Genomic DNA, 25,696 nt, shown 5'->3' on the forward strand with positions numbered 1-25,696 from the left:
TATGAATCTTGTTCATTGAGAGCAAAACACGTCATGCTGCACTGTTTGTATCTTGTCGCTGCAATGCAAGCATGTCAAAATATCGAAACACTGATATAAAGCCAAAAATATACCAATGAAGATGGGTATTTGCTTTTAAAGCGGGACCATACGCATCAGTCTGAGGGGGTGAATTTCATGTCGGCTTCGAATGTCTATGAAAGAACAATGAAACACATATTCACATGGGAAGGTGGATATGTTGATCACCCCAATGATCCGGGTGGTGCCACCAATTATGGCATTACGCGCCAAACCCTTGCGAACTGGCGCGGCAAACCTTCCATCCCGAAACAGGAAGTCAAAGACCTATCATACAATGAAGCTGCGCAAATTTATCGCGCAAATTACTGGAACAAAATCCTTGGCGACGACCTACCACCTTCCATCGCTATGCTAATGATGGATGCAGCTGTCAATTCAGGTCCGGGTGCAGCTATCAAGACATTACAACGTGCAGTGGGTGCACTCGGTGAGAAAATAAAAGTGGATGGCGCGATCGGCCCCAATACATTGCGCGCAGTCAGACAAATAGACGAAGAGAAACTGCTGAATGAATTCGTGGTTAGACGCGGTGTATTCTACGGCAGTTTGAAAACATTTACATCATTTGGATTGGGATGGGCGCGACGCTTAGTGTCTGGTGCACGTCTTGCGCATTCGATTTTAACGGACTCGCGGAATGGTGCCACAGAACCGGCTGAACCCGTTGAAAATCCTGCGGATACACCTGCGAATAACGCGCCAAGCATAGTCGAGCCCTCGCCGCTTCTTCCGGCAAATATTAGTTTGAAACGTCACTTTTTCGATGAACGCGGCATTCAAGTGTATGGAAGTTTCTTTCAACTTTGGGGCGGTTGGATCACTGCCGGCCATGTCATTCGGCAAATGCTAAATACATCCCCTCCATTTGCGAGCGGTCAACAAATTCTATATCCGGGCCAAATGGATGCTGCACTTATGGGGTGCACGATACCTGACCAACAACCTCGTGCGCCGGTGATAGGTCAAAAAATTGTGGTTGCAGGCTATCCTGCTGGCTCTAGCACGCCTTCATTTAGAGAAGCTGAAGTCTATATGCAGCGCCCACAAACGACAGATTGGATAGCCACAATATCAAGTCCAGCTGAACCCGTTGTTGTGGGGATGTCGGGCGGCGTTGTGTATGATGCCACAAGCAAAGCAATTGTAGGTATTTTGATTACACGCAACTCCCCTGCTGATCTTGATGCAGATGGCCGTGCTGATCAAAATTTTGATTTTGTGGCCATGTATGATGTCTGGAACCAGTTAAGAACTTTCCCGCCAGTCGGCGTTTAAGCTTCGCATTAAAATTTGCAAAAACACCTTAGTTTTATGAAATTTATCGATTCGATATTTGACAAGAGACTATTTGAACGGCACCTGTCTTGAAATGACAGATATAAACGACTTCTCTTCAGACAATTCACCTAACTCAGACACGACACAATCCATTGTGATCGTCGCCCCCGCAGAATTTGCTGGTGAACGACTGGATAAATGGCTGCCTATCGCCGCGCCAGAATTGTCGCGCTCTCGTGCTAAAGCTATCATCGAAAAAGGTGATGTTTTGCTAGATGATACAGCGATCACTAGTCCAAAGCACAAAGTGATAGCTGATGGTCGTTATGTCATTTTGATGCCGCCACCCCTAGATGCAGAACCGCTTCCAGAAGATATTCCATTGGATGTGCTATTTGAAGACGAGCATCTGATCATCCTCAACAAGCCAGCGGGACTTGTCGTTCACCCTGCGCCCGGCTCGACGTCTGGCACGCTCGTCAATGCATTATTGCACCATTGCGCAGGTCAATTGCCTGGTATTGGCGGCGTTGCCCGCCCCGGAATTGTCCACCGATTGGATAAGGACACATCCGGTGTGATGGTGGCAGCAAAAACAGAATTTGCGCACACAGGCCTATCCTCACTTTTCCAAGCTCACTTTATGGAACGTGCCTATCTTGCGGTGACACGCGGTGCACCCCGCCCTCTTTTGGGAAAAATTGAAACCCGCATCGCTCGCTCAACAACTGACCGAAAGAAGATGGCTGTTGTTCGCGAATCTCGCCTGTCTGCGTCTGCTGAATGGCATGGCGAATCTGAAGAGGATTACGAACAGAAGGGTAAGCACGCCATTACCAATTACAAAGTGCTGGAACAGTTTGGGAGAATAGACGCCACATCCGGCTTGCCAGCTGCCACCCTTACAGAATGCCGATTGGAAACAGGACGCACCCACCAAATTCGCGTTCACATGGCGCATATTGGTGCCCCTCTTTTGGGTGATCAGACCTATGGACGTTATCGCGGTTTGAAAGCGCACGGGTCCGGCCCCGCATTTGAAACAGCAACACATGCTTGTAAAGAATTTAAACGCCAAGCATTGCACGCGGCGATTTTAGGGTTTGAGCACCCAGTAACAGGGGAAAACCTTCGCTTTGAAGTGGAACCACCTGAAGACATGCTAAATCTGTTAGCAGCGCTTAGAAACCTGCCGACCTAGCAAATTATAAGGTAAGATTAGAGCGCATATGCGAAGCGCAAGCCTCCCCAGTGTTTACCCTGAATAAATATTGGGGCTGACACATCCACCATGGGTGTAAATTTTCCGCCGCCCATATCCCGTTCATAACATTGGCTTAAGACCGGCAATGTGTTTGCTCCAGCTCTTTTCCCGACTGTATCCACGAAAAAGCGTCGGTTTCGACAATTGGCATTATTCCAAACTGGGTCATCGCCTTGTGGTTTGGAAAATTTTGAATTGTGTGTCGCTAGGTATGCTTTTTTATCAAGACAGCAACAGAATACGACTTTTGAATCAAAATCCAATGCACCATCAAGAAGTGGATGCAGAATCCGGTCGAATATTTCGTTATAAGGAGTCAGGAATTGCTCTGGGGATGAGTTTGGGACTAATTTGTAATCTGGCGAAATACTCTCATCGACATCAAACTCACCGCGTGCTGCAGCCTCAGATAATAACTTAGACGCTTGATCTGCTAGGAAAATGGTATTTTCTCGAAATTTGGTATCTACGGTTTCAATGCCAGTTCGGGCAGTTACAGCCATCAATCCTTCACCCATACCTCTTAAACCCTGAAGCTGCTTTTCAGCGCCGCGCAGGTTTTCGCTGGATTTTTCAAACCCTTTTGCAAAATTACTGACATTCCCGCCTAATTGCTGGCTAAGCTCTTCTATATGAGTTGCTGCCCCCAGTATTTGAGTGATTTCTCCAACCATCTGACCAACCGAATTTTCGGTTTTGTCCAATGTCGCATTGATCGCGCGTGTTGCTTGCGAAGCTTGCTCCGCTAGTTTGGAGCTTTTAAGCCCACCATCAAAAAGCTGATCGGATTTGCTTCCTAACTCATCGACTGTTGATGATATCTGCTTTGTGGCATTTTCTGTCTGGGCAGCCAGAGCTTTAACTTCAGCGGCAACAACAGCGAACCCACGGCCAGCTTCACCTGCTCTCGCTGCTTCAATCGTCGCATTCAGCGCCAGCAAATTTGTCTGACCGGCAATCGCCTCAATAGTTTGTGCGACATTGGATACTTTATCTAATTCTTGTTTCAACGACGATACGAGAACCTGACTTTCAGACACTGCCCCCGCCAATGTATCAATACAAGATAACGCTTCGCGAAAATCATTTAAGGATTGTGATAAAGCTTGATTTGTCGCATCAGCAACATTTTGAGAGGCTGCCGCGCTCGTCACGATAGCAGCATTGGCTGTTTCCAGATCGCTCATCTCCGAACGCACTTTAACAAGCAAAGCTTCCTGCCCTTCAAGCAAAAAGCTTAATTCCCTGACACTGCATGAAACATCAACTATGCCGTGAGCAACTCCTGTCCCCTCTTTCGCAAAATCTCTAAGAAGGTTTGTCTCTTTATCTGGTTCCAAATTCGAAGAAAAATTATCTTGTTGAACTTGCTTCACTTCAGTCATGTTATGATCCAGATAAACTTAACAGGGAAACTGTACAAAATTTAAACCATTTAAATTAGGTATTCGTTAAGATTACAAGAGTGCTGAACTACGTCTTTAGTCTGGCAAAACCGGCCAAAACAACTGATCAAAAATACGTGATTAAAGAAAAAAACAATATTTTTAGAATAATTATTCTAACTCAAAATTTAGAATAATCGTTCTACTTTTTTGATTTTACAAGCATTTTGCTTCTGAAACGAAATTCATCGTATTTTGAATTTAAAAATATATGAAATCAACCTCTTAAATCGAACACTGACCTCCCTATATTACTAAAATGCGGATCAAAACTGCGATGCGGGAAGTTATTTTCGGTGTTGGTTCGATGAATATTTTATATACTCCATTCGACCATTATTCATGGCACTTATGGAACATATAGAGAAAACAGGGGCAGACGAAACGGATTTTTTTCGTCATCTTTAGCCCACACAAGGTTCTAAGATGAGAATTTGAACTCATCTATAGGTAAAATGAGGAGGCCATCCAATGGCACAGTTATCAACATCTATAGCGCTCTCACCCGAGCAAGGCTTGTCGCGCTATCTGACTGAAATTCGTAAATATCCTCTTCTGGAAAAAGATCAGGAATTCATGCTGGCTAATAGATGGCGCGACCATGAAGACCCTGAAGCTGCGGAAAAAATGGTGACATCTCACCTACGTCTCGTTGCAAAAATTGCGATGGGGTATCGCGGATACGGCCTCCCTATCGGTGAAGTTATCTCTGAAGGCAATGTTGGCCTTATGCAGGCTGTCAAAAAATTTGACCCTGATAAAGGCTTCAGACTTGCCACATATGCAATGTGGTGGATTCGTGCATCTATCCAAGAATACATTTTGCGCTCATGGAGCCTTGTAAAACTTGGTACAACAGCGGCACAGAAAAAACTATTCTTCAACTTGCGTCGCCTCAAAGGTGAAATCCAAGCGTTGGAAGAAGGTGATCTTCGCCCTGAAAACGTTGCAGAAATCGCGACACGTCTAAATGTGAGCGAAACTGAAGTGATTTCCATGAACCGCCGTATGACAGGTGGTGATGCATCCTTGAATGCCCCTATCGGTGGAGCCGATGGTGATGGCGAATGGATGGACTGGCTATCAGATGACAATCAACAAAATCAGGCTGAAGAATATGAGCAGAATGATGAATTTTCGACGCGCATGTCATTGCTAGAAACAGCGATGGAAGGCTTAAACGAAAGAGAAAAACACATCATTGCAGAACGTCGCCTGAAAGATGAACCTTCAACGCTGGAAGAGCTTTCTGCGGTATATAATGTGTCTCGTGAGCGTATTCGTCAGATCGAAGTGCGTGCTTTTGAAAAACTGCAAAAAGCAATGAAGGAAGCTGCAATAGAACAAGGCGTTGCATAATCGCTTCAAATAAGCGCCCCCCTATGCCCCCTGATGGGTCTGGTACCAGCAATGGGCCAGACCCTTTGGCATTTTCAGGGTTTCAAACTCTAAAAGAAAATTACACAGCAATCATTATTGGTGCCAGTGGTGGCATTGGTCACGCCTGTGTGCAAGCCATTGCAGATGATCCTCGATGCAGCAAAGTCTACGCGCTATCTCGATCTCCAACGACATTTAATCATAGCAAAATCATCACCGGAATTTTGGATCTTCAGGATGAAGACTCCATCACAACCGCTTTTGATAAAATAGCTTCCACCACGCCTGATAATCTAACTTTTGACCTTGTTTTTGTCGCAACAGGCTTTCTTCATGATGACGTTATTGCGCCAGAAAAAAGCTGGAAACAGTTGACCGCTTTGAGCTTTGAAAAAGCTTTTGCAATCAATACGATTGGTCCAGCCTTGATTGCTAAACACGCTCTGCCGCGAATGTCTAAATCCTCTAAAACAATCTTTGCAGCTCTCTCAGCGCGTGTTTCATCGATTGATGATAACCGGTTAGGTGGCTGGCATGCCTATCGTGCCTCCAAGGCTGCGCTCAATATGCTCATCAAAAATTTTGCAATTGAAGCGAAACGCAAATTGCCAAAAGCAGTGATAGTCGGCCTGCATCCGGGCACTGTGGACACAGCCCTCTCTCATCCTTTTCAAGCAAATGTTCCAAACAAACAATTATTCACACCGGAAATCAGTGCCGCTCATTTGCTCAATGTTGCTGATAATCTGCACGCTGACGATAGCGGAAACCTATTCGCTTGGGATGGAAAACGCATACAAAGCTGAAAATTAGCAATTTTATTAACCAATCCTTACTAAGATTGTCTAATATTCCCATATTGATCAATTGATTCGTAAGTTTAGTATTATGCGATTATTCGTTTCGGGTGGCTGCGGCTTTGTTGGCTCCTCCCTTGTAAAACAAGCTGTTATAAATGGCTCTCATGTTTTCAACATGGATATGCGAAATACTGCCCAAATCGCACCTCAACTTGCAGAGGTAAAAGGCAAGAAAAATTACTCTCAGCTCATCGGCAATGTGACTGACAGTGTAATGCTGAGTGCGCTTTTAAAAGAATTCAAACCCGATGCATTCATCCATTGTGCTGGCGGCCTCAGCGAAAAACATGGCACCCCATCCCTACAAGGGGCCGAGGCGACAATTGGTGTGCTTGAAGCTGTCAAAACATATTATAAAAGCCTAGATGAGACAGCACAAAAAAAATTCAAGCTCGTCATTCCATTTAACACATTGATTTATGGTTCTTTGAACGGCAGCGTCGCTGAATTTGATACAAATACGCCGCTTTCAACCACTTCCATAACTGCAGCACGCGCAGTCATGGATCTTGTTCTCGTCAATGGTTGGTCGGCTGAAACGAAAATACCGGTTATCTATGCTGGTGCCTCCGCTATTTATGGTCCGAATCAAAACAGCGACGCACTTATACCGAGCGTATTGAAAGCGGCAGTAAAGCAAACATCCATTTCGCCTGATCGCGCTTATGACACGCTAGATTGGCTGCATGTTGATGATTTTGCCGATGGTCTTTTAGCAGCAGCGAAATCGGGTAAAAACGGACATACATATCTGTTTTCAGGACGGTCTGAACGTCGCCACATAGACATAACAACCAATGTCTTGATGATTTTGGATGGGGTTTATCCTCGCAATGATCATCAAAGCTATAAGGTGCTTTTACACGACGCTCCTCAAAGCCAAACAGCGCCGTTGCGATGCGCCCTAAGCCCGATAAAAGCAGAAACAGATTTGAACTGGTATGCAAAAAACAACTTGCTAATGGGCTTAAGAGAAACGGTTATTTGGAATATGCAAAAACTGGCTCCCAAATTTACCGTGCAAACAAATAAGGCCGCCAACAGTAATTTTTCTGCTAGCGGCCTTGCTGCGGAATAAACGTCCGCTTTTGTATTTTTAAATAGGCTTATGCCACGAACGGGTCACGCACCAAAATCACATCTTCACGTTCTGGAGATGTAGACAGAAGCGCAACAGGCTTGCCTACCAATTCTTCCAGACGGCGCACATATTTAACGGCCTCACCAGGAAGCTGAGTCCATGAACGCGCCCCCTTTGTTGACCCCTTCCAACCTTTTAGTGTTTCATAGATTGGCTCTACAGCAGCTTGATCAGTCATGCCGGCAGGGAAATAATCAATGACTTCGCCATTTAATTTATAACCGACACACACTTTGATTTCATCAAGGCCATCAAGAACATCTAGTTTTGTCACAGCAAGACCTGTTACACCAGACGTCGCACACGCTTGACGCACCATTACCGCATCAAACCAACCACAACGGCGCGCACGGCCTGTCACCGTACCAAATTCGTGACCAACGGTCCCAAGACGCTCACCAATTTCATTGTCTTGTTCAGTCGGGAATGGACCAGAACCAACACGCGTTGTGTAGGCTTTGGCCAAACCAAGCACATAATTGATCGCATTAGGACCAACTCCAGACCCAGCAGATGCCTGTCCAGCAACAACATTAGATGATGTCACAAATGGATAAGTCCCTTGATCAACATCAAGCATAACACCTTGCGCGCCTTCAAAAAGAATACGGCGGCCAAGTTTCACACTATCATCAAGACGTTTCCAGACAGGTTGTGCAAATGCCAAAATTTTGTCTGCAATTTCAAGAAGGTCAGCTTTTAGTTTTGCGGCATCCGGTTCATCTAGTCCAAGCCCAACACGTAGTGGACGGTGATGCGCTAGCAGGCGCTCAAGCTTAAGATCCAATGCTGCGGGGTCTTTAAGGTCTGCCACGCGAATAGCACGACGACCGACTTTATCTTCATAAGCAGGACCAATGCCGCGCTTTGTTGTTCCGATTTTGGCATCTCCGAGCGCACCTTCACGGGCCGCATCAATATCTTTGTGCCATGGCAAAATCAAACAGGCATTATCAGCAAGAACCAACTCATCTGGTCCCAACTCAACGCCTTCTTTGGCCATGCCCTCAACTTCGGCAAGCAATTGCCACGGATCAACGACCACACCATTTCCGATGACGGACAGTTTTCCACCGCGCACAACACCAGAGGGCAACAGGTTTAATTTAAAGGTTTTGCCATCAATAACGAGCGTATGCCCTGCATTGTGTCCGCCTTGGAAACGTACAATGACGTCTGCTCTGCTGGACAACCAATCGACAATCTTACCTTTACCTTCGTCGCCCCATTGAGCGCCGACAACCACCACACCGGACATGTGCTACTCCATTTTAATGAATGCCGCGCGCAAAGGACATTAAACTGCAACAAAAAGCAATAGATAGCAGGCTATAAACCGGTGAGTAGACAAAATTTGCGATTCAGGAAACGGTTTGAAGTAGCTTCTCGTTGATGCTGCCGTCATTCGGTCTTCAAGCTGAAAGAGCTAGAAAGTACGTGTGACCCGTAAACCAACATCATCCAGCCCTTGATTTCGTCCATTTCCTAACATTTGACCATGAGACAGGTGATCATAGATCAATTGAACACCCCATTGCTCATTAATATCCTTAGACAGAGCAAAACTTGTCCGAAACAAATCCCGTGACCCTAAAAGCAGATGTGTCGATTCAAAGACTGCGCGTTGTGCAGCGGTATCGCCCTCACTGTCTAATTCCCCAGAATGAATTGCGTATCCCAAACCCGGCTGAAAATGCCACCCTTTTGCAAATTCGAAATCCCATTCAAATCCAGCAGCTATATAAGATGTTGACCCTTTAGTGTTTGCTGAAACCATTGCATACGGATGAGGAGACCAAGTATTTCCCAGAATATCCAATTGAGAAAACCGCACTTCAGCAGATATATTTACACCAGGTTCTTTATTCGAATTTTTGGGCGTTAACACTTGCACATTGTGATCAAGAATTCCAAAACGAACGCTATCAAGAATTTCTGCTTGCGCAGGCATATTTGCGCTCAAACCGACACCGGCAAAAAGCAATATCATTTGTTTCATAGTCACAGCCCTTAAAACCAACAGCCTTATGATTTAACCATGAATCTTGAAATTTAAAGTAGGCTTATCACCACATCAGTGATTAAACTCCATATATTCGTTCGCACTTTGTTTTGCATTTTGCGATATTTTCCTCCAAGGATATATGCAGACTTTGCTTTTCACGAACACTTAGAACGAAACGACGTATGAATATGGGTAGAGACGGTGATATAACAGACCCCACACGCCAACCGGGGGAAACAATTGATCGCGCGCTTCGTCCTCTCTCATTCGATGATTTTACGGGACAAGCATCTGCAAAAGCCAATCTAAAAGTCTTCGTTCAGGCTGCTCGCAATCGCGGGGACGCACTCGATCATGTTTTATTGTTTGGCCCACCGGGGCTTGGCAAAACAACACTTGCCCAAATCGTATCGCGCGAAATGGGCGTTGGATTTCGATCAACATCCGGTCCGGTGATCGGCAAGGCTGGCGATTTAGCTGCACTTCTCACAAACCTTGAAGAAAATGACGTCCTCTTTATCGATGAAATTCACCGCCTTTCACCGGTCGTCGAAGAGATCCTCTATCCAGCCATGGAGGATCACACATTAGACATCATGATTGGCGATGGACCTTCAGCACGCTCTGTAAAAATTGACCTTCCCCCATTCACGCTTGTTGGAGCCACAACGCGCGCAGGGTTATTATCCACACCGCTGCGTGATCGCTTTGGTATTCCTGTGCGACTGGAATTTTACACGCCTGAAGAATTAGGCGGAATTGTTTTTAAAGCCGGCATCAAAATGGGGGCTGAGATTACCGAAAGCGGAGCTATAGAAATTGCGCGCCGTGCGCGTGGGACGCCCCGAATAGCCATTCGCCTTTTGCGCCGCGTTAGAGATTTTGCTGAAGCGGACAATGTGCAAATTGACAAAGCATCCGCAAGCAAAGGTCTCGCCCGCCTTGAAGTCGATAGTGACGGATTGGATGCACTTGATCGACGTTATCTAAATGCTTTGGTGAAGACATATTCAGGCGGCCCTGTCGGCGCAGATACTTTAGCAGCTGCTCTATCCGAAGCTCGGGATGCGATTGAAGAAGTGATCGAGCCATATTTAATGCAGCAAGGATTGGTCGCTAGAACGCCACGTGGCCGCGTCGCCGCACCGGGGGCTTATCAGCGTCTAGGCATGCCCACACCTGATAACAATACTCAAAAAGATATGTTTTCAGACGATTGATCCGAACAGTCAATAAAACAACTCTTGCGTGCATTTTATATTTCACTATACACGCTTGAAATTATTGATTTGAGCCAATCTCTTTGCGACTTTCATCGCACGCTCCCTTGAAGATAGACGGTGAAATCAATACCTATGTAGAAGATATTTTCAGGATTTTAATATTATGAATGATCAACCTGAAGCTGGCCGCATTGAGATTGATGAACATATATTGCCGGTACGTGTTTATTATGAAGACACAGATTTCACAGGCGTTGTTTACCACGCGAACTATCTCAAATTTTTCGAACGCGGCCGGTCCGATTTCTTACGCTTTGCCGGCATGAGCCATGAGAAACTAGCCCAAGAACAAAATCCTCTTGCCTTTGCTGTTGCACGCATGGAAATTGATTTTAAACGCCCAGCAAAAATAGATGATGCGCTGACAGTACACACCCGATTCGTCGGCTCAAAAGGTGCACGTTTATTGTTTAATCAAAAAATATGCAGAAACGACACGCTGCTTTGTAGTGCAGATGTGACGATCGTTCAGATAAATATGGATGGGCAATTAATTCGTCCCACAAAGGAACTTCTCAGTGCGTGGGGACAATTCCAGTCTCCTAATTAGAGATTTTCACGACTCAAAACTAGCAGAGCAATATGATTGCATTTCCAGCAATTCTTGCTTTGCAACTGCTTTATTTCCAATATTTCCAAAATTTCATGGGTTGAATCACTGCACAAATGCCTTTTGCATGTGTATTTGACACTTGTCTCCTTCATCTCGCCCAATTTGCGTTCCATGCAGACTGCGACTAGAGGAACCAAATGTGGGCGCTAGATTGTCTAGCGCATTTTAAGACTGGTCTTTTCAAGTACGAGGTCCAAATGATGTCGCTAGAACTTTTGATAACAAGCGGAATCGACAACTTAGCCGCCTTGCCCATGATGCAAGCTGCTGCTGTTGAAGTAACTGGAAGTGAGCCTGCTGAAATTGCTGCTCACAGTGATTTCTCCTTCCTCGCTTTGATATTGGCCGCGGGGCCGGTCGTTAAAGTCGTGATGCTTGTTCTTGTTATTATGTCCATATGGTCTTGGATGGTAACGTTCGACAAATGGACAGGCATGGGCGCAGCTCGCAAAAAAGGTCGCCAGTTTGAAGAAGCTTTTTGGTCAGGACAGCCATTGGATGAAATGGATGACCGTGTTGGTGACAAGCCTTCCGATGCCCTCGCCCGTGTTTATTCTGCTGGTTCTAGAGAATGGCGGGAAGCGCGCCGTCTGCGTACCCTGACAGATACAGTCGCCACATCCCTCTTGCAACGTGCACGTTCTCAAATGAATGTCGCGGTTAATCGTGAAGCTGCGCGTTTGGAAAAAGGCTTATCAACATTGGCCATCATTTCATCTTCAGCACCATTCATCGGTCTATTTGGAACTGTCTGGGGAATTATGACAGCCTTCCGCGATATCGGTATGGCTGGTGAAACAAACCTTGCAGTTGTAGCGCCGGGTATGGCTGAAGCATTGTTTGCGACAGCGCTTGGTCTATTAGCTGCGATCCCAGCAATGATGTTTTACAACAAATTTTCTGGTGAAGTGAACAAATTCGTTGAGCATATGGATACATTTGCAGAAGAATTCACTGTCCGCATTTCACGTCGTCTTGCAGAAAGACTGGATGAATAGATTATGGCCATGATGTCCCCCTCTTCAGGTGGCGGCCGCGGTCGTCGTCGTTCCCAAAATGCAGATATCAATGTCACGCCCATGGTGGATGTCATGTTGGTGCTGCTCGTTATTTTTATGGTGACTGCACCAATGGTTGTGACCGGTGAACCGGTTAATCTTGCAAAAACCAGCTCTAAACCATTACCTCCAAGTGAAAACCAATCACTCGCCCTGACGGTAAACGCGTCAGGTGATTTATTTATTGGTAGCAACACCGAACCTGTAGAGCCTGCTCAACTTGGTGCTCAACTCATCGCTATTGCGCAGAACGGATATGAAGATCGCGTCCTCGTGCGCGGCGATAAAGCAGCCGATTATGGGCAAGTGCTGACAGCCCTTTCATTAGTGCGGGATGCAGGATTTACCAATGTAGGTCTTGTGACAGATCCTACTGGAAACCGTAAGGCCAAAGGAAACTAGGCGTGCGCCCAGGCTTATTCCTCTCTCTTATATTTCATGCGGCCATTTTCGGGTCAGCATATGTCGTGTTCCCCATGGCAACGACAACCATGTCCGAAGAACTGATTATCGTGCCAATTGAACTTGTCACTGTATCTGACACGACAAACCTAACAGCTCCTCAACCTGATCCGGTTGAAGAACCTGAACCAGAGCCAACGCCGGAACCTGAAGAAGAAGCACCGCCGGAAGAAGAACCTATTCCTGAGGAAGATGCTGAAGTTTCAGATGAACCCGATCCATTTGCGGAAGAAGACGGCCAAACCGAATCTGAGCCGGAAGAAGTCGAACCTGAGCCAGAAGAAACAGCGGAGCCTGAACCTGAGCCAGAAGTGACGCCGGAGCCCAAACCAACTCCGACGCCGACACCTAAAGTGATACCACCCAAAGAAGAGAAGAAAGAACAAACCAATTCTTTCCTAAACAGCGTTTTGCAAACGACCGAAGATAAAAAGAAAACGCGCGAACGCGAATACAAAGCCGCGCCGGATCTTAAAAAGGTTGAAAACGCTAATCAGAATAAGCGCTCAGCCGGTGATCGCTCTCGGGATACTGCGACTTGGACAACAATGCTAAAGTCAAAAATCGAAACCAAGTGTTTCCGCGATCCATCTGACATGGCCAATGCAGAACGGTTGCAGGTGACCTATAAAATCACTTTCAACAAAGATGGCAGCCTTATGCGTTCACCGCGTCGCATAAGCCCCACTATTATACCAGGCAATGATCAACAAATGCGCATTTTTGATATCAATGCCACACGCGCTATCGAAAAATGCGCACCCTATAATGACATTCTACCAGCCGAATACTATGACGAATGGAAAGACTTCACATTCGTCTTTGGAGTTCGGTAAACAGCCACGACCATTCCCGAAAATTTCGCGTCATTCGGGAATGACATATTTCGGACAGATCACTATGGTGACTATCGGTAACCATAGTGCATTCGCATGAATTGAGACTTTGAAGGATAGGAGATCCTCGCCATGAAATCAGCCGTCAGCGCCCTAGCTGCTTTATTATGCAGCCTGCTTTGTCTGCCCGCTTATGCGCAGGACGAAAATGTCGTAAACATCACCAAAGGCACATTCGAGGCTATGCCAATGGCTATCCCGGATTTTTCTGGTGATACCACTGAAGCTGCAACTGTCGGATCTGACATTGCTCAAGTTATCCGAAATGATCTCGCTGGCTCAGGCCTTTTCCGCATGATCAGCCCAGACGCCTTTGTTGAGAAAAATCTTGATATCGCTGTATTGCCAACTTTTGCCGACTGGAAAGTTATCAATGCTGATGCGCTTCTGGTAGGTAAAACAATCATAGACCCGACAGGATCTATGGCGACTCAGTTCCGCCTGTTTGATGTTTTCACAGGTAAGCAACTCTATTCTCAGGAATACACAGTATCTTCTCGTGATAGCTGGAGACGTATGGCTCACATTATTGCTGATGATATCTATGAGCAGCTAACACCTGACAGCGGATATTTTGACAGCCGTATCGTTTATATTGATGAAAGCGGTCCAAAGACAAAACGCGTTCGCCGCCTTGCCATTATGGACCAAGATGGTGCCAACCCTGAAAACCTCACAGATGGTCGTATTGAAGTTCAAACACCTCGTTTTGACCCATCATCACAAACAATCATCTATACGGCGCTAGTCCCCGATGCACGCAACCCACTATTAGAGCGTCGTCGTGTTTATCTGTTTGATATTGAAACGGGTCGCCAAGAAGTTATTGGTGATTACGGTCTGACATCATTTGCGGCTCGATTCGCACCTGATGGTAACAGTGTGGCCATGAGTTTGGCGGAAGACGGTAATTCCGACATCTACATTCTAGATTTGGCACGTCGTCAACGCACACGCCTCACAAACAATCTCGCAATCGATACATCTCCATCTTATTCTCCAGATGGAAAAGAAATCGTCTTCACGTCCGACAGAGGTGGTTCACCGCAATTATATATTATGAATGCTGATGGATCTGACCGAAATTGTGAAAATGGACCGCGCAACAAAGTATGTCGAATCACATTTGGCCAAGGTAGCTATTCAACACCTGTTTGGTCTCCTCGTGGTGATTTGATCGCCTTCACAAAGCAATCAAAAGGTCGTTTTGAGATCGGAGTCATCAAGACAGATGGAACAGGAGAGCGCTCTTTGACATCTGATTACCTTGTAGAAGGCCCCACATGGTCCCCAAATGGGCGAGTCATTATATTCTTTAAAGAGGCTCGCGGCGGAAGACCTAGCCTTTGGAGCATAGATTTAAGTGGAAGAAATTTAAAACGCGTTCCAACACGTGGTGATGCTTCCGACCCAGCATGGTCACCTGTCCTGCGATAAAAACATGAAAGGCCAGTCGATAAAGACTGGCCTTTTCTTTGTTTTTATTGACTTTTATTGTGCATCACTGATTATAAAATTGATTGCATAAAGGTATGCTTGCGTGTTAATCATCGTAGCTGTTCCTATGCATGCCGATTAGACTATTTTATAAAATTCACGTTAGGAGACACAGAAAGTGTTGCAGTTTTCTAACATGACGCATTATGGTGAACATGCGTTCATCGATCGTGCGCTAGTTTCGTATAATGGTCACATAAAGCCATTAGGAAGCAAATGCATTCCGTTCACGTCCAACGCTGGGCGTGCGCGTCCTAAGGGGAGTCTGTAAGACCAATGAATTACAAAGTAAGCTTCGCTGCACTAACTTTTTCAGCTGCGGCACTCGCATCCGGTTGTGCTTCTACAGTAGAAGAACCAGCACCGGTTCCAACACCAACACCTGTTGCGACACCAGCACCGGTTCCAACACCTACTCCAACTCCTGTTGTTGTTCCACAAGGTCCAATTCCTGGTTCTTTGGAAGACTTCAACGTAAACGTCGGCTCTAAAATATTCTACGACGTTGACCAGTACAGCCTAGACGACGCTGACCGTCAGGTTCTTGCACGTCAAGCTGCTTGGCTGAACACATACCCAGGCGTTTCAATTCTTATTGCAGGTAACTGTGATGAGCGTGGAACTCGTGAGTACAACATTGCACTTGGTGAGCGCCGCGCGGCAGCCGCTAAAGATTACTTGATGGGCCTCGGCGTTTCTGCTGCTCGCATCGAGACAGTCTCATACGGTAAAGAGCGTCCAACTGACCCGCGTTCAACAACAGAAGCTTGGTCTGTAAACCGTAACGCTCACACACAATTGATTAGCGGCGTTACTGGCTAGTTAAATCTACAGCAGTTTGTCTCCGCGCTGCCTTATTTTCGGCGCGGAGGCCTGCTAACTAGAATATTATGAATATTATGCGTGATCTCCGTCTTTCGACTGCCGCAGTGCTTTCGCCTGTGGTTGTTCTTGTATCTGTCTTTGCCTTCTCCGCACAGGCTCAGGTGAGTGTCGACCCGATGGTTGCCCGCCTTCAAAGCCGCATGGATACAATCGAACAGAATATCCAACGCGCGACTGGCCGTGTCGAAGAGTCCGGATTTCAAACCAATCAACTGCAAAAACGTATTGAATTTCAAGCTGAAGAAATTTCAATATTGAAACAGGCTTTGGCAGCTCAAAATGAGCGGGTTAAAAAGCTAGAAGCAATCATCAATGCACCATTAGATGCCGCAGCGAACGCAGCGGACGGACCAGCGGAAACGACTGTTCCGTTAGTTGGTGCGACGGATTCGACAACAAAAGCATCTCTTGCAGCTGCGCGGACGGATGAAGCCATCGCGTCAAAGCCCGCTGATATTGAAGATCTACCTGAAGATCCAAGCAAACTTTTCAGACAAGCGAAAAACCTTCTATTGAAGGGTGATTATCCTGCTGCTGAAACCGCCTTTGCTCACTTAGTCTCAACGCACCCAGATGTACCCGAAGCAGCTGAAGCTCAATATTGGCTAGGCGAATCACTTCTTATTCAAGAAGCTTTCCCGGAAGCAGCTGAAGCTTATGTTGCTTTGATACGAAACTACCCAGACGCTCCTAAAGCGCCTGACAGTTTAGTTAAGCTTGCTCGCTCGCTGCGCATGATGGGTGATACTACACAAGCTTGTGGTGCTTTGACAGAATTGTCTAACCTATATCCGCAAACAAACCCGATGACGCGTAGTTTGGCCAAAACAGAACGCGACCGGGCTGGATGTGACAGTTAATATCCGCTTTGTCTGAACAATAGAAACGAGTGTATATGTCTTTTAGCCGCTTTGACTTTCCAGCCGCAATATCGGCTTGCTTGATAATCATCGCTGGGATAATTGCATCTTCGCAAACGAGTTTCGCACAAAACACACCAGCATCTGCCGAACGCGTTCGCGGCGGCATCCTTGATGCATCCGATGCCAATAGATTATCTCGCTTCATGACATCCCTAGGATATCAAGCAGATATGGCCACAGGCCCAGCGGGTGACCCGATCATAAGCGGGCGGATTTCCTCATCTGACTACACAATCCACTTTTATGAATGTGAAAATGGTGAGTTTTGTAATTCCATCCAATTTCTAGCAGACACCCCTATTCCGCCTGCTATGACAATGGAAAAGGTCAATGCATTTAACGCTCGCTGGCGCTATGTTCGTGCCTCGCTCACCTCCAATGTCGTTCGTTTACAAATGGATGTAAACTTGGATGGCGGCGTCACAGCTGGTAACATTGAGGATACTCTGGATATATGGCGGCGTCTTCTTGAAACTTACGAAACCGAATTTGCAGCACAAGCTCCCGCCGACTGAAGATAGTCACGGACCGCTCGACTCAAATTCAACAACATCTCATCAATCGCGCGTCGACTTTTCCCGTCATCAGGTCTTTTCTCAGTTAGATCAACTGACGTCTTCTGAGACAATAAACAAAAGAATCGGTATCGCTGTATCCGGTGGTTCAGATTCGCTTGGCTTGTTGTGTCTATCTGCTGAATGGGCGAAGCTAAACAATTGGCATCTTCAAGCTCTCACCATTGATCACGGAATGCGCCCAGAAGCAGCGCAAGAAGCTGTCTATGTTCAAAGTATCTGTGAAACATTGAATATTCCTCATACGACGATGAATTGGCGATGCCCGCAAGACCAGCGCGCCACTCAAGAAAACGCCCGCATGGCACGGCATTTACTTTTTTGCGAATGGGCAAAAAGGCAAAACATCCAATTTCTAATGTTAGGACACACACTTGATGACCGCTTGGAAACACTTCTGATTCGCGAGAGTTCCAATTCCAGCGAATACGGGCTCGCCGCTATGCCGAGTCAATCTTGCAGTCCAATCTGGCCAGAGGGCCGAGATTTAAAATTGCTACGCCCAGCAAATAATTTAACACGCCAAGACCTAAGCGCGATCCTCATCGAAACAGATATATCCTGGGTGTGCGACCCTTCTAATCAAGACGACAAATACGAACGTGTTCGTATTCGAAAAAAACTTGAAGCAATGCCACAGCAAGTTAAACAAAAGTCGATAGAGAAACTGAAAAAACTCACACTCAAGCGACAGAAACTCGTCACTGATCTAACATATTTTTTAAAAAACCATGTTGTTTGGCGCGCTGATGGAAGCGTAGAATTACGCTTGTCAGATTTGTTCAAACATCCATTAGATATACAAAACAAAGCCTTAGAACGTATATTGATCTGCGTGTCGGGTTCCAAACAAAATGTCGGTTTATCACGGGTAATTTCTCTTCTAAACGCTTTAAACGTGAATACAAAATCAGGTAAAATCACACACTGCCTCGGCAAATGTTGGCTGATTAAAACAGAAGATACTCTTCAAATCTATGCTATGCCGACCAAACGAGCGACTACAAAAAATTCTCCACAAACAACGCGGTCCGTCATAAAATCCAGTCAAAAAATTTGTTATATGGGCAGATTTGATATCCGCTTATCCCCCCAAATGCCCGATAGCTTAGTGCTATCTTGGGATGAAGCCAAAGCACTAGGATATGCTGCTCACCTTTTAAGCGAGAACAAGCGCGCCCGACGCTCAATGCCGGTTCTCATCCCATTAAACACACAAGATACGGACAAAGAATGCCTACCTGCAGAGGCCTACACACTCCAAAGTCTGCATTCTGTCAGAAACAACCATTTGAGTGATGAGATTTTTCTTTAATTTAATGCGTTATCCCACGAAAATCGGGTCGCTTTTTATGCATTTTTTAGGTAAAAACACGAATGAATTGTACGAAAAACAAACAAATGACAGAAATTGCACTTATACGAAAATGCAATATCATATGTAATACTTTGTTTTGATTGTATTATTCATTATAGTTAGCAATAATTGTAAAGCGGTTTGAAGATTGCATCTCGTTTTTCACGTCAAGCTTACCTATGTTGACTAGTACTATTGTTTAATCCGACCGTTGAAAGGTTTGCCGCATGAACATGCGCAATCTGGCGCTTCTAGGCGTCGTTCTGCTTTTACTCTTCGCTTTCGTCACTTTGGTGCAAGGCAATACCACTCACCAGAATGCTGGTAATATCTCCTATTCTGAATTCCTTCGGAAAGCAGAGAATGGTGAAATCAAAACGGCTATTTTCAAAAGCAATCAGATCTCCGGTCAGGAAACGTCTGAAACGCCCTATGTCACGCACATGCCTCCAATCGAATTTAATCTCGGCGAGAAACTCGCACAGGATTATGGTGTAGATGTATCATCCGAGCCTGTGAATCGCGGCGGCGGAATACTCAGCTACCTTGGAAACTTCCTTCCAATCCTGATTATTATTGGGATTTGGTTTTTCCTATGGCGTCAAATGCAAGGCGGCGGTGGTGGCGGTCGCGGCGCGATGTCATTTGGTAAATCCAAAGCTCGCTTGCTAACTGAACGGCAGGGTCGTGTTACATTTGATGATGTGGCCGGCGTTGATGAAGCCAAAGAAGAACTTCAAGAAATCGTCGAATTTCTGCAAGAGCCAGGAAAATTCCAACGCCTTGGTGGTAAGATCCCCAAAGGTGCCTTGCTTGTTGGTCCTCCGGGAACAGGTAAGACTTTGATTGCCCGCGCTGTTGCTGGTGAAGCCAATGTGCCCTTCTTCACGATATCAGGTTCTGATTTCGTTGAAATGTTTGTGGGTGTCGGTGCGTCTCGTGTTCGTGACATGTTTGAACAAGCCAAGAAAAACGCGCCTTGTATCATCTTTATCGATGAGATTGATGCGGTGGGTCGTTCTCGTGGTGCCGGAATGGGCGGCGGAAACGATGAGCGCGAACAAACACTCAACCAATTGCTTGTGGAAATGGATGGATTTGAAGCCAATGAAGGTATCATCCTGATTGCTGCAACCAACAGACCAGACGTACTAGACCCTGCTCTGCTTCGTCCGGGTCGTTTTGACCGTCAAGTTGTTGTTGGAAACCCAGACATTGTTGGGCGTGAGAAAATCTTAAAAGTTCACATGCGCAATGTGCCTATGGGCAAAGATGTCGAAGTCAAGACAATAGCGCGTGGAACACCTGGCTTCTCTGGTGCAGATCTAGCCAACCTTGTGAATGAAGCAGCCCTGCTCGCTGCACGTCGCGGAAAACGCGTTGTTGCTATGCGTGAGTTTGAAGACGCTAAAGACAAGGTCATGATGGGCCCTGAACGCAAATCCATGGTTATGTCTGAAAAAGAGAAAATTCTGACTGCATTCCATGAAGCCGGCCACGCTATTGTGGCGATGAATGTGCCCGAAGCGGACCCTGTTCATAAAGCGACGATCATTCCTCGCGGACGTGCGCTGGGGATGGTGATGCGCCTTCCAGAAGAAGACAAACTGTCAGAGAACTTCACTCAAATGACGTCTTTCCTCGCTATTGCTATGGGTGGACGCGTCGCAGAAGAGCTGAAATTTGGAAAAGAGAAAATCACATCCGGTGCATCTTCAGATATCCAACAAGCCACACGTTTGGCGCGTGCTATGATAACACGCTGGGGTTTCTCTGATAAAATTGGAACGATTGATTATTCCGATGACAATGGTGGCAATACATTCCTTGGCCAACAAATCGGTAATTCCAGTTCTATATCTAGCGGCACAGCAAAGATTATCGAAGAAGAAGTGCGTCGTCTAATCGACGAGGCAAACGAAACAGCACGTCGTATTTTGACGGAAAAAAATGATGACTGGATCGCTTTGTCTGAAGGTCTTCTTGAATATGAAACGCTTTCAGGAAAAGAAATCAACGAGCTGATTAAAGGTAACCCGCCTGAACGTCCTGATGATTTTGATGCAGGTCCAACTTCGGCTGTGCCAGTAGTGAAGCCAAAGAAAAAGCCCAAAGGCGAACTTGGCGGCACTGAGCCTGAAGGCGCTTAAACTCGCCAATCTTACAATCTAAATATTACATAAATGCCCAGACCCAAATGTCTGGGCATTTATATTCAAATCTGGGAGAAACTCATATGTCAAAATATATCCGCTGGGGCATTTTAGGCGCATCAAATTTTGCTAAAAAGACAATGGCTCCCGCGATTCATGAAGCTGAAAATGGATGCCTGAAAGCCATTGCGACCAGCTCGCCTCAAAAAGCTGCGCCATTCGCTGCACTCGCTCCAGAAATTGAAATATTTGATAGTTATGATGCCCTTTTAGCTTCACCAGATATTGATGCTATCTATATTCCCCTTCCCAATCATATGCATGTGGAATGGTCTCAAAAAGCTGCTCGTGCTGGCAAACATGTATTATGTGAAAAACCAATCGCGCTGAATGCAAAAGACATTGATCAGTTAATTCAGACGCAAAAAGAAACCGGAAAGCTAATTGCTGAAGGTTTCATGGTTACACATCACCCGCAATGGGAATATGTACGCAACCTCTTATCTTCCAATGCGATCGGCCAACTAAAACACGTCCAAGGTGTATTCACTTTTTTCAATGATGATGCGACCAACATACGCAATAAGTCAGACGTTGGCGGCGGAGCATTGTATGATATTGGTGTCTATCCAGTCGTCACAGCCCGTTATGCTCTTGGTGAAGATCCGGCTGTCAAATCATGCCAATCAGTCTGGGAAAATGGTATTGATACGATATCACGTGGGCAATTGGAATTTTCCAATAATGTCAGCTTTGATTTTTATGTCTCGATGAGAATGAACCTTAGACAAGAAATGGTATTTCACGGCACTCAAGGTTTTATCCGCGTGAACACGCCATTTAACGCGACCCAAGTGCGTGCAACCTATGTCGAAACCATACATGCAGACGGCACTGAAACCGTCCAGCACTTTCCTTCGGATCGTCAGTATGTTCTTCAGGTTAGCGCGTTCAACAATGCTATTTTAAACAATACGTCTTTTCCATGCACGCTTGAATTCTCAAAGGGCAATCAAACAGTCATTGATTCATTGCTTGATCTAGGTCGCAGTTAAACTCGGCCAAGTTGAAATAATAAAGTTGGCGAGGAAACACACTGCTTGAACCCCTCTCTCTAGCATTCCCAAAATCGTTTGTGTAAGATTTCGTCAACTGCCTTGGATTGCCAAAGACAACGCCTCACACAGCATTTGGATAGATATGCCTAAATCCCCCTCCGTCATGGGAATAATCAATGTCACGCCCGATTCATTCTCGGATGGAGGCCAATATTCCGCAGCTGATATCGCCATCGAGCATGGCTTAAATCTTGTTTCACAAGGTGCAGACTGGCTTGATATAGGAGGTGAAAGTACGCGTCCGGGTGCTATGCCCGTTTCCGCCATTGATGAAATAGCTCGCACTTTACCTGTTATAACTGGTCTGCGTGCTAATACTGACGCCCTCATTTCTATAGATACTATGAAGCCTGATGTAGCTATTGCCGCCATACAAGCAGGTGCTGATATGTGGAATGATGTCAGTGCGGGCCGCTTCGCTGAAGACAGTCTTGAAATAGCAGCCCAACTCAATTGCAAATTATGCCTCATGCATATGCAGGGTGAACCACGATCAATGCAGGTAGCGCCTCGATATGAAGATGTCGTCAGCGAAGTTGCAGCCTTCCTTGTTGAGCGTAAAAACAAAGCCATAAAAGCAGGCGTCAAAGCTAGCAATATATGGGTTGATCCGGGAATTGGATTTGGCAAAACACTCAAACATAATACTGAATTAATGAGAAATTTGGACTCACTGAGCGAAGCGACAGGCCTACCAATTTTATTTGGTGCATCCCGCAAACGATTTATTGCTGAAATAGACCCTCAAGCTCAAAATGCTGATCAACGCCTTGGTGGTTCGATTGCTGTGGCACTCAATGCCGCCGAGCATGGGGCAGATATTATCCGTGTACATGATGTGCAAATTACAAAACAAGCCCTCAAGGTCCATGCATATCTAGCAAATTCAGCAATGGACGATGACCTATAATCCAAACTCATTAGCAAAAATGCGTGGGTTTAGAAACGAATATCAAAAAACACAGCTTATGTGCCTTTATTCCAAGATGGGTTATTGGCATGGTCGAAATTGATAGCATGTAGATAATGCGGGGTCTCTCATGGCAGATATTTTCATTTCATATAAAAAAGAAGATGCAGGACGGGTCGTCCGCATTGTTGAAGGACTTCGCGAAGCTGGATTTTCAGTCTGGTGGGACCATGGCATAGCGCCGGGTAGCCAATGGGACCAAACCATTCAAAAAGAACTGACAGAAGCAAAAATGGTCATTGCTGTCTGGTCTGAGCTTTCAATATCTGCACCTTGGGTCAAAGAAGAAGCCGGCGTTGGTAAAGCACGCGGCAAACTACTCCCCGTCCGTATTGATGAAGTTGATCCACCATTGGGTTTTGGTCTCATTCAGATGGCAAACCTCATTGATTGGGATGGAGATACAAATGATCAACACTGGGAGCATTTCCTAGCAGCGGCCAAAGCGACGCTTTCTGGTGAACCCGTTGAAGGATTGGAACGCCCTGTAAAGCGCAAATCAGTCTGGTTAAAAATGTTGCCAATATTGGCGCTCATTGCACTGGTCGTCGGTGTGGGCATATTTGTGCTAACAAAGTTAGACTCAATATTAGGCGTGTCGGTTGATTATGATAATGGCACTAGCTCAGAATATTCACGTAAATCTGCAACACCAAGTCAGGCTGAAAGTGATTTATTTGAAAAGGCTGGTCAAAGTACATTAAAAGCTGACTATCTGGATTACTTAAAAATCTATCCTCAAGGTACATTTGCAAAGAAAATTCGTGAGGAAATATTGCCATTCTGCTCATACGAACAACGCGACAAATGGATACCCATCCCAATGCCCGCTGGTCAAATGATACGCGCGACATCAGATACGTCCGTTTATGATTTAGAAAAACAGATATTCACGGACCTAGAAGCTGCGTGTTCTATGGCGCAATCTAATTTCGAACGTCAGGTAGAAAAACTCTGTAAAAACTTCACGTCCTCACCTAATTCTCGCAATCCAGAACTAACTGTTACACATGCTGACAAGTGTGATTGCCAAGAATTTAACGGTGAATGGATGTGTTTTACAGACTCCACTTATGCATGTTCATGGGAAACAAAATCATTTGAAAATGTTGAGGTATGCAAGTGAGTGATACGTCCCAAAACTTAGGTCGCGTCCTTGTCATTGCCGGATCTGATTCTAGTGGTGGTGCCGGTATACAAGCCGATATCAAAACCATCACCATGCTTGGAGGCTATGCTGCAACAGCCATTACAGCACTCACAATTCAAAACACATTGGGCGTTAGCGGCATTGTTCCTGCCCCTGTGCAAGCTGTTACAGAGCAGATGCGTGCTGTCCTTTCAGATATTGGTGCAGATACCATAAAAACAGGTATGTTGGGCGATAAAAAACTAATTGAAGCACTCGCTCAGGCTTTTGCAGATCAAGCCAAAGATATTCCCCGTATCGTAGACCCTGTCATGGTGGCGACATCAGGTGACAGACTACTTCCTTCCGAAGCGGTTGATGCTGTAAAAGTTCTAATGCTGCCCAATGCCATTGTTACGCCCAATGCTCCAGAAGCCGGCCTTTTAACAGGCAAAGAAGTGTTCGACCTTAACGGTCAACGCCGTGCCGCCGAACGCATATTGGAAGCCGGTGCCAAGGCCGCAATTGTGAAAGGTGGCCACATTGAGGGAGATGTGATCATTGATTTAATCGCAACGCCTGAAGGGGAAATATTTTGCGAACATGCCCGCATTGAAGGCAATTCCACACATGGTACGGGATGTACACTTGCATCTGCGACCGCAACAGGACTTGCCCAAGGCCTAACGCTAGAACCAGCCTTCCGGCGCGCACAAGCTTATGTTTCCCAAGCAATAAAATTGGCTCCCGGATATGGCCGTGGACACGGGCCACTTGATCATAGTTGGCCAGTAAAGCACCCCGACCTTGCAGACAAAATTTTAGGAAAATTCAAGGCTTAAGAATGAGCCAAGCTCCGCCAAATAGCGCGACTACACCAGCTATTTTTTCTAACGTCACTGGCCGCACGTCTTGTCCAAATGCACCGAAATGATCAAAAATCAAAGCAGCTATCAATTGACCAGCAAGTAGAACTGCAAACCAGACAGTTACTCCAACACGTGGAACACCAAAAGCTGTGGATGCAACCATATACGACCCTGCGACCCCGCCTAATAATGCCCACCAAGGTGCTGTTGAAAGCCGCGTCATAGATGGTGCACCATGCCCTGATAAGAACATCATTACCCCAAGGATAAGCCAACCACCCGAGAAAGATATAAACGCCGCCTGAATTGGACTGCCCAAGACCTGATTGAGCTTTCCATTCACCATCCCCTGCGCTGAAACAAGGACCCCTCCTGCAAACGCAGCAGCTAGAAGGAAAAAACCTGTTAATCCGGCAGATGACATATGACAGCCTCGTCGTTTGAAATTTTG

24 protein-coding genes are annotated in these 25,696 nt (G+C 45.9%); 20 read left to right on the forward strand and 4 right to left on the reverse strand.

Annotation, left to right across the window (positions count from 1 at the left end):
- Positions 1-177: 177 nt before the first annotated feature.
- Together HBAL_RS12005 and HBAL_RS12010 are read left to right on the forward strand one after the other, a co-directional pair.
- The gene (locus HBAL_RS12005) at positions 178-1,359 is read left to right on the forward strand and encodes a glycoside hydrolase family 108 protein (RefSeq protein ID WP_015828213.1); all 1,182 of its coding nucleotides are present in this window, start codon (positions 178-180) and stop codon (positions 1,357-1,359) included.
- A 94-nt stretch (positions 1,360-1,453) separates the two neighbouring features.
- Positions 1,454-2,563 (forward strand): RluA family pseudouridine synthase, encoded by a 1,110-nt coding sequence (locus HBAL_RS12010; RefSeq protein WP_015828214.1) that lies wholly within the window; start codon positions 1,454-1,456, stop codon positions 2,561-2,563.
- 17 nt (positions 2,564-2,580) lie between these two features.
- On the opposite strand, the gene HBAL_RS12015 is transcribed toward HBAL_RS12010, so the two are convergent.
- Positions 2,581-4,011 carry a methyl-accepting chemotaxis protein gene (locus tag HBAL_RS12015; RefSeq protein ID WP_015828215.1) on the reverse strand — a complete coding sequence of 477 codons (1,431 nt, stop codon included), beginning with the start codon at positions 4,009-4,011 and terminating at the stop codon, positions 2,581-2,583.
- Between the two features lie 531 nt (positions 4,012-4,542).
- Between HBAL_RS12015 and rpoH the strand changes: the two genes are divergently transcribed.
- From rpoH to HBAL_RS12030, 3 genes are all read left to right on the forward strand, one after another.
- Positions 4,543-5,430: an RNA polymerase sigma factor RpoH gene (gene rpoH, locus HBAL_RS12020; protein ID WP_015828216.1), complete on the forward strand. Its 888-nt coding sequence runs from the start codon at positions 4,543-4,545 to the stop codon at positions 5,428-5,430.
- A 23-nt stretch (positions 5,431-5,453) separates the two neighbouring features.
- On the forward strand, positions 5,454-6,257 hold the full coding sequence (locus HBAL_RS12025; protein WP_015828217.1) for an SDR family NAD(P)-dependent oxidoreductase: 804 nt from the start codon (positions 5,454-5,456) through the stop codon (positions 6,255-6,257).
- Positions 6,258-6,339: 82 nt separating this feature from the next.
- Positions 6,340-7,389, forward strand: a complete 1,050-nt coding sequence (locus HBAL_RS12030; RefSeq protein ID WP_015828218.1) for an NAD-dependent epimerase/dehydratase family protein — start codon at positions 6,340-6,342, stop codon at positions 7,387-7,389.
- Positions 7,390-7,417: 28 nt separating this feature from the next.
- Here the strand turns inward: HBAL_RS12030 and HBAL_RS12035 are convergent, their stop codons facing one another.
- Together HBAL_RS12035 and HBAL_RS12040 are read right to left on the reverse strand one after the other, a co-directional pair.
- Positions 7,418-8,710 carry an adenylosuccinate synthase gene (locus tag HBAL_RS12035; protein ID WP_015828219.1) on the reverse strand — a complete coding sequence of 431 codons (1,293 nt, stop codon included), beginning with the start codon at positions 8,708-8,710 and terminating at the stop codon, positions 7,418-7,420.
- Positions 8,711-8,878: 168 nt separating this feature from the next.
- The gene (locus HBAL_RS12040; protein ID WP_015828220.1) at positions 8,879-9,451 is read right to left on the reverse strand and encodes an acyloxyacyl hydrolase; all 573 of its coding nucleotides are present in this window, start codon (positions 9,449-9,451) and stop codon (positions 8,879-8,881) included.
- 194 nt (positions 9,452-9,645) lie between these two features.
- Here HBAL_RS12040 and ruvB point away from each other — a divergent pair, with 194 nt between their 5' ends.
- The 15 genes from ruvB (at position 9,646) to thiD (ending at position 25,218) form a co-directional block, all read left to right on the forward strand.
- On the forward strand, positions 9,646-10,677 hold the full coding sequence (gene ruvB, locus HBAL_RS12045) for a Holliday junction branch migration DNA helicase RuvB (RefSeq protein ID WP_041302294.1): 1,032 nt from the start codon (positions 9,646-9,648) through the stop codon (positions 10,675-10,677).
- 166 nt (positions 10,678-10,843) lie between these two features.
- Complete coding sequence (gene ybgC, locus HBAL_RS12050) at positions 10,844-11,290, forward strand: tol-pal system-associated acyl-CoA thioesterase (protein ID WP_015828222.1); 447 nt, start codon at positions 10,844-10,846, stop codon at positions 11,288-11,290.
- 260 nt (positions 11,291-11,550) lie between these two features.
- Positions 11,551-12,351 (forward strand): protein TolQ, encoded by an 801-nt coding sequence (gene tolQ / locus HBAL_RS12055; RefSeq protein ID WP_015828223.1) that lies wholly within the window; start codon positions 11,551-11,553, stop codon positions 12,349-12,351.
- A 3-nt stretch (positions 12,352-12,354) separates the two neighbouring features.
- A complete protein-coding gene (locus HBAL_RS12060; RefSeq protein ID WP_015828224.1) occupies positions 12,355-12,813 on the forward strand; it encodes an ExbD/TolR family protein in 459 nt (152 codons plus the stop codon).
- A gap of 89 nt (positions 12,814-12,902) precedes the next feature.
- The gene (locus tag HBAL_RS12065; protein WP_233356683.1) at positions 12,903-13,709 is read left to right on the forward strand and encodes a cell envelope integrity protein TolA; all 807 of its coding nucleotides are present in this window, start codon (positions 12,903-12,905) and stop codon (positions 13,707-13,709) included.
- Between the two features lie 132 nt (positions 13,710-13,841).
- Positions 13,842-15,206 carry a Tol-Pal system beta propeller repeat protein TolB gene (tolB, locus tag HBAL_RS12070; RefSeq protein ID WP_015828226.1) on the forward strand — a complete coding sequence of 455 codons (1,365 nt, stop codon included), beginning with the start codon at positions 13,842-13,844 and terminating at the stop codon, positions 15,204-15,206.
- 336 nt (positions 15,207-15,542) lie between these two features.
- Positions 15,543-16,088 (forward strand): peptidoglycan-associated lipoprotein Pal, encoded by a 546-nt coding sequence (gene pal / locus HBAL_RS12075; RefSeq protein WP_015828227.1) that lies wholly within the window; start codon positions 15,543-15,545, stop codon positions 16,086-16,088.
- Between the two features lie 77 nt (positions 16,089-16,165).
- Positions 16,166-17,011 carry a tol-pal system protein YbgF gene (gene ybgF / locus HBAL_RS12080; RefSeq protein ID WP_233356684.1) on the forward strand — a complete coding sequence of 282 codons (846 nt, stop codon included), beginning with the start codon at positions 16,166-16,168 and terminating at the stop codon, positions 17,009-17,011.
- Positions 17,012-17,046: 35 nt separating this feature from the next.
- On the forward strand, positions 17,047-17,589 hold the full coding sequence (locus HBAL_RS12085; protein ID WP_015828229.1) for a type III secretion system chaperone family protein: 543 nt from the start codon (positions 17,047-17,049) through the stop codon (positions 17,587-17,589).
- Positions 17,543-18,964: a tRNA lysidine(34) synthetase TilS gene (gene tilS, locus HBAL_RS16400; RefSeq protein WP_015828230.1), complete on the forward strand. Its 1,422-nt coding sequence runs from the start codon at positions 17,543-17,545 to the stop codon at positions 18,962-18,964. The genes HBAL_RS12085 and tilS overlap by 47 nt, the downstream gene beginning before the upstream one ends.
- Positions 18,965-19,233: 269 nt before the next feature.
- Positions 19,234-21,156, forward strand: coding sequence for an ATP-dependent zinc metalloprotease FtsH (gene ftsH / locus HBAL_RS12095; protein ID WP_015828231.1), 1,923 nt, complete (start codon positions 19,234-19,236; stop codon positions 21,154-21,156).
- Positions 21,157-21,242: 86 nt separating this feature from the next.
- Positions 21,243-22,214, forward strand: coding sequence for a Gfo/Idh/MocA family protein (locus HBAL_RS12100; protein WP_015828232.1), 972 nt, complete (start codon positions 21,243-21,245; stop codon positions 22,212-22,214).
- Positions 22,215-22,359: 145 nt separating this feature from the next.
- Positions 22,360-23,187 (forward strand): dihydropteroate synthase, encoded by an 828-nt coding sequence (folP, locus tag HBAL_RS12105; RefSeq protein WP_015828233.1) that lies wholly within the window; start codon positions 22,360-22,362, stop codon positions 23,185-23,187.
- A 130-nt stretch (positions 23,188-23,317) separates the two neighbouring features.
- Positions 23,318-24,373 carry a toll/interleukin-1 receptor domain-containing protein gene (locus tag HBAL_RS12110; RefSeq protein ID WP_015828234.1) on the forward strand — a complete coding sequence of 352 codons (1,056 nt, stop codon included), beginning with the start codon at positions 23,318-23,320 and terminating at the stop codon, positions 24,371-24,373.
- Positions 24,364-25,218 carry a bifunctional hydroxymethylpyrimidine kinase/phosphomethylpyrimidine kinase gene (gene thiD / locus HBAL_RS12115; protein ID WP_049763144.1) on the forward strand — a complete coding sequence of 285 codons (855 nt, stop codon included), beginning with the start codon at positions 24,364-24,366 and terminating at the stop codon, positions 25,216-25,218. Before HBAL_RS12110 ends, thiD begins: the two co-directional genes overlap by 10 nt.
- On the opposite strand, the gene HBAL_RS12120 is transcribed toward thiD, so the two are convergent.
- Entirely contained in the window at positions 25,208-25,669 is a 462-nt protein-coding gene (locus HBAL_RS12120) for a DMT family transporter (protein ID WP_015828236.1), read from the reverse strand. The genes thiD and HBAL_RS12120 overlap by 11 nt on opposite strands.
- Between the last annotated feature and the right edge of the window lie 27 nt (positions 25,670-25,696).

Origin of the sequence: Hirschia baltica ATCC 49814, from assembly GCF_000023785.1 — a bacterium.
Classification (GTDB): Bacteria; Pseudomonadota; Alphaproteobacteria; order Caulobacterales; family Hyphomonadaceae; genus Hirschia; species Hirschia baltica.

What these genes read in the sequence shown, in the direction of transcription:
- tolB (WP_015828226.1), top strand. Translation starts at nt 13,842, where the DNA reads ATGAAATCAGCCGTCAGCGCCCTAGCTGCTTTATTATGCAGCCTGCTT.
- ybgC (WP_015828222.1), top strand. Translation starts at nt 10,844, where the DNA reads ATGAATGATCAACCTGAAGCTGGCCGCATTGAGATTGATGAACATATA.
- HBAL_RS12085 (WP_015828229.1), top strand. Translation starts at nt 17,047, where the DNA reads ATGTCTTTTAGCCGCTTTGACTTTCCAGCCGCAATATCGGCTTGCTTG.
- thiD (WP_049763144.1), top strand. Translation starts at nt 24,364, where the DNA reads ATGCAAGTGAGTGATACGTCCCAAAACTTAGGTCGCGTCCTTGTCATT.
- HBAL_RS12005 (WP_015828213.1), top strand. Translation starts at nt 178, where the DNA reads ATGTCGGCTTCGAATGTCTATGAAAGAACAATGAAACACATATTCACA.
- HBAL_RS12065 (WP_233356683.1), top strand. Translation starts at nt 12,903, where the DNA reads ATGTCCGAAGAACTGATTATCGTGCCAATTGAACTTGTCACTGTATCT.
- HBAL_RS12030 (WP_015828218.1), top strand. Translation starts at nt 6,340, where the DNA reads ATGCGATTATTCGTTTCGGGTGGCTGCGGCTTTGTTGGCTCCTCCCTT.
- tolQ (WP_015828223.1), top strand. Translation starts at nt 11,551, where the DNA reads ATGATGTCGCTAGAACTTTTGATAACAAGCGGAATCGACAACTTAGCC.
- ruvB (WP_041302294.1), top strand. Translation starts at nt 9,646, where the DNA reads ATGGGTAGAGACGGTGATATAACAGACCCCACACGCCAACCGGGGGAA.
- ftsH (WP_015828231.1), top strand. Translation starts at nt 19,234, where the DNA reads ATGAACATGCGCAATCTGGCGCTTCTAGGCGTCGTTCTGCTTTTACTC.
- HBAL_RS12040 (WP_015828220.1), bottom strand. Translation starts at nt 9,451, where the DNA reads ATGAAACAAATGATATTGCTTTTTGCCGGTGTCGGTTTGAGCGCAAAT.
- rpoH (WP_015828216.1), top strand. Translation starts at nt 4,543, where the DNA reads ATGGCACAGTTATCAACATCTATAGCGCTCTCACCCGAGCAAGGCTTG.
- HBAL_RS12100 (WP_015828232.1), top strand. Translation starts at nt 21,243, where the DNA reads ATGTCAAAATATATCCGCTGGGGCATTTTAGGCGCATCAAATTTTGCT.
- HBAL_RS12120 (WP_015828236.1), bottom strand. Translation starts at nt 25,669, where the DNA reads ATGTCATCTGCCGGATTAACAGGTTTTTTCCTTCTAGCTGCTGCGTTT.
- HBAL_RS12035 (WP_015828219.1), bottom strand. Translation starts at nt 8,710, where the DNA reads ATGTCCGGTGTGGTGGTTGTCGGCGCTCAATGGGGCGACGAAGGTAAA.
- HBAL_RS12025 (WP_015828217.1), top strand. Translation starts at nt 5,454, where the DNA reads ATGCCCCCTGATGGGTCTGGTACCAGCAATGGGCCAGACCCTTTGGCA.
- pal (WP_015828227.1), top strand. Translation starts at nt 15,543, where the DNA reads ATGAATTACAAAGTAAGCTTCGCTGCACTAACTTTTTCAGCTGCGGCA.
- HBAL_RS12110 (WP_015828234.1), top strand. Translation starts at nt 23,318, where the DNA reads ATGGCAGATATTTTCATTTCATATAAAAAAGAAGATGCAGGACGGGTC.
- HBAL_RS12060 (WP_015828224.1), top strand. Translation starts at nt 12,355, where the DNA reads ATGGCCATGATGTCCCCCTCTTCAGGTGGCGGCCGCGGTCGTCGTCGT.
- ybgF (WP_233356684.1), top strand. Translation starts at nt 16,166, where the DNA reads ATGCGTGATCTCCGTCTTTCGACTGCCGCAGTGCTTTCGCCTGTGGTT.
- folP (WP_015828233.1), top strand. Translation starts at nt 22,360, where the DNA reads ATGCCTAAATCCCCCTCCGTCATGGGAATAATCAATGTCACGCCCGAT.
- HBAL_RS12015 (WP_015828215.1), bottom strand. Translation starts at nt 4,011, where the DNA reads ATGACTGAAGTGAAGCAAGTTCAACAAGATAATTTTTCTTCGAATTTG.
- HBAL_RS12010 (WP_015828214.1), top strand. Translation starts at nt 1,454, where the DNA reads ATGACAGATATAAACGACTTCTCTTCAGACAATTCACCTAACTCAGAC.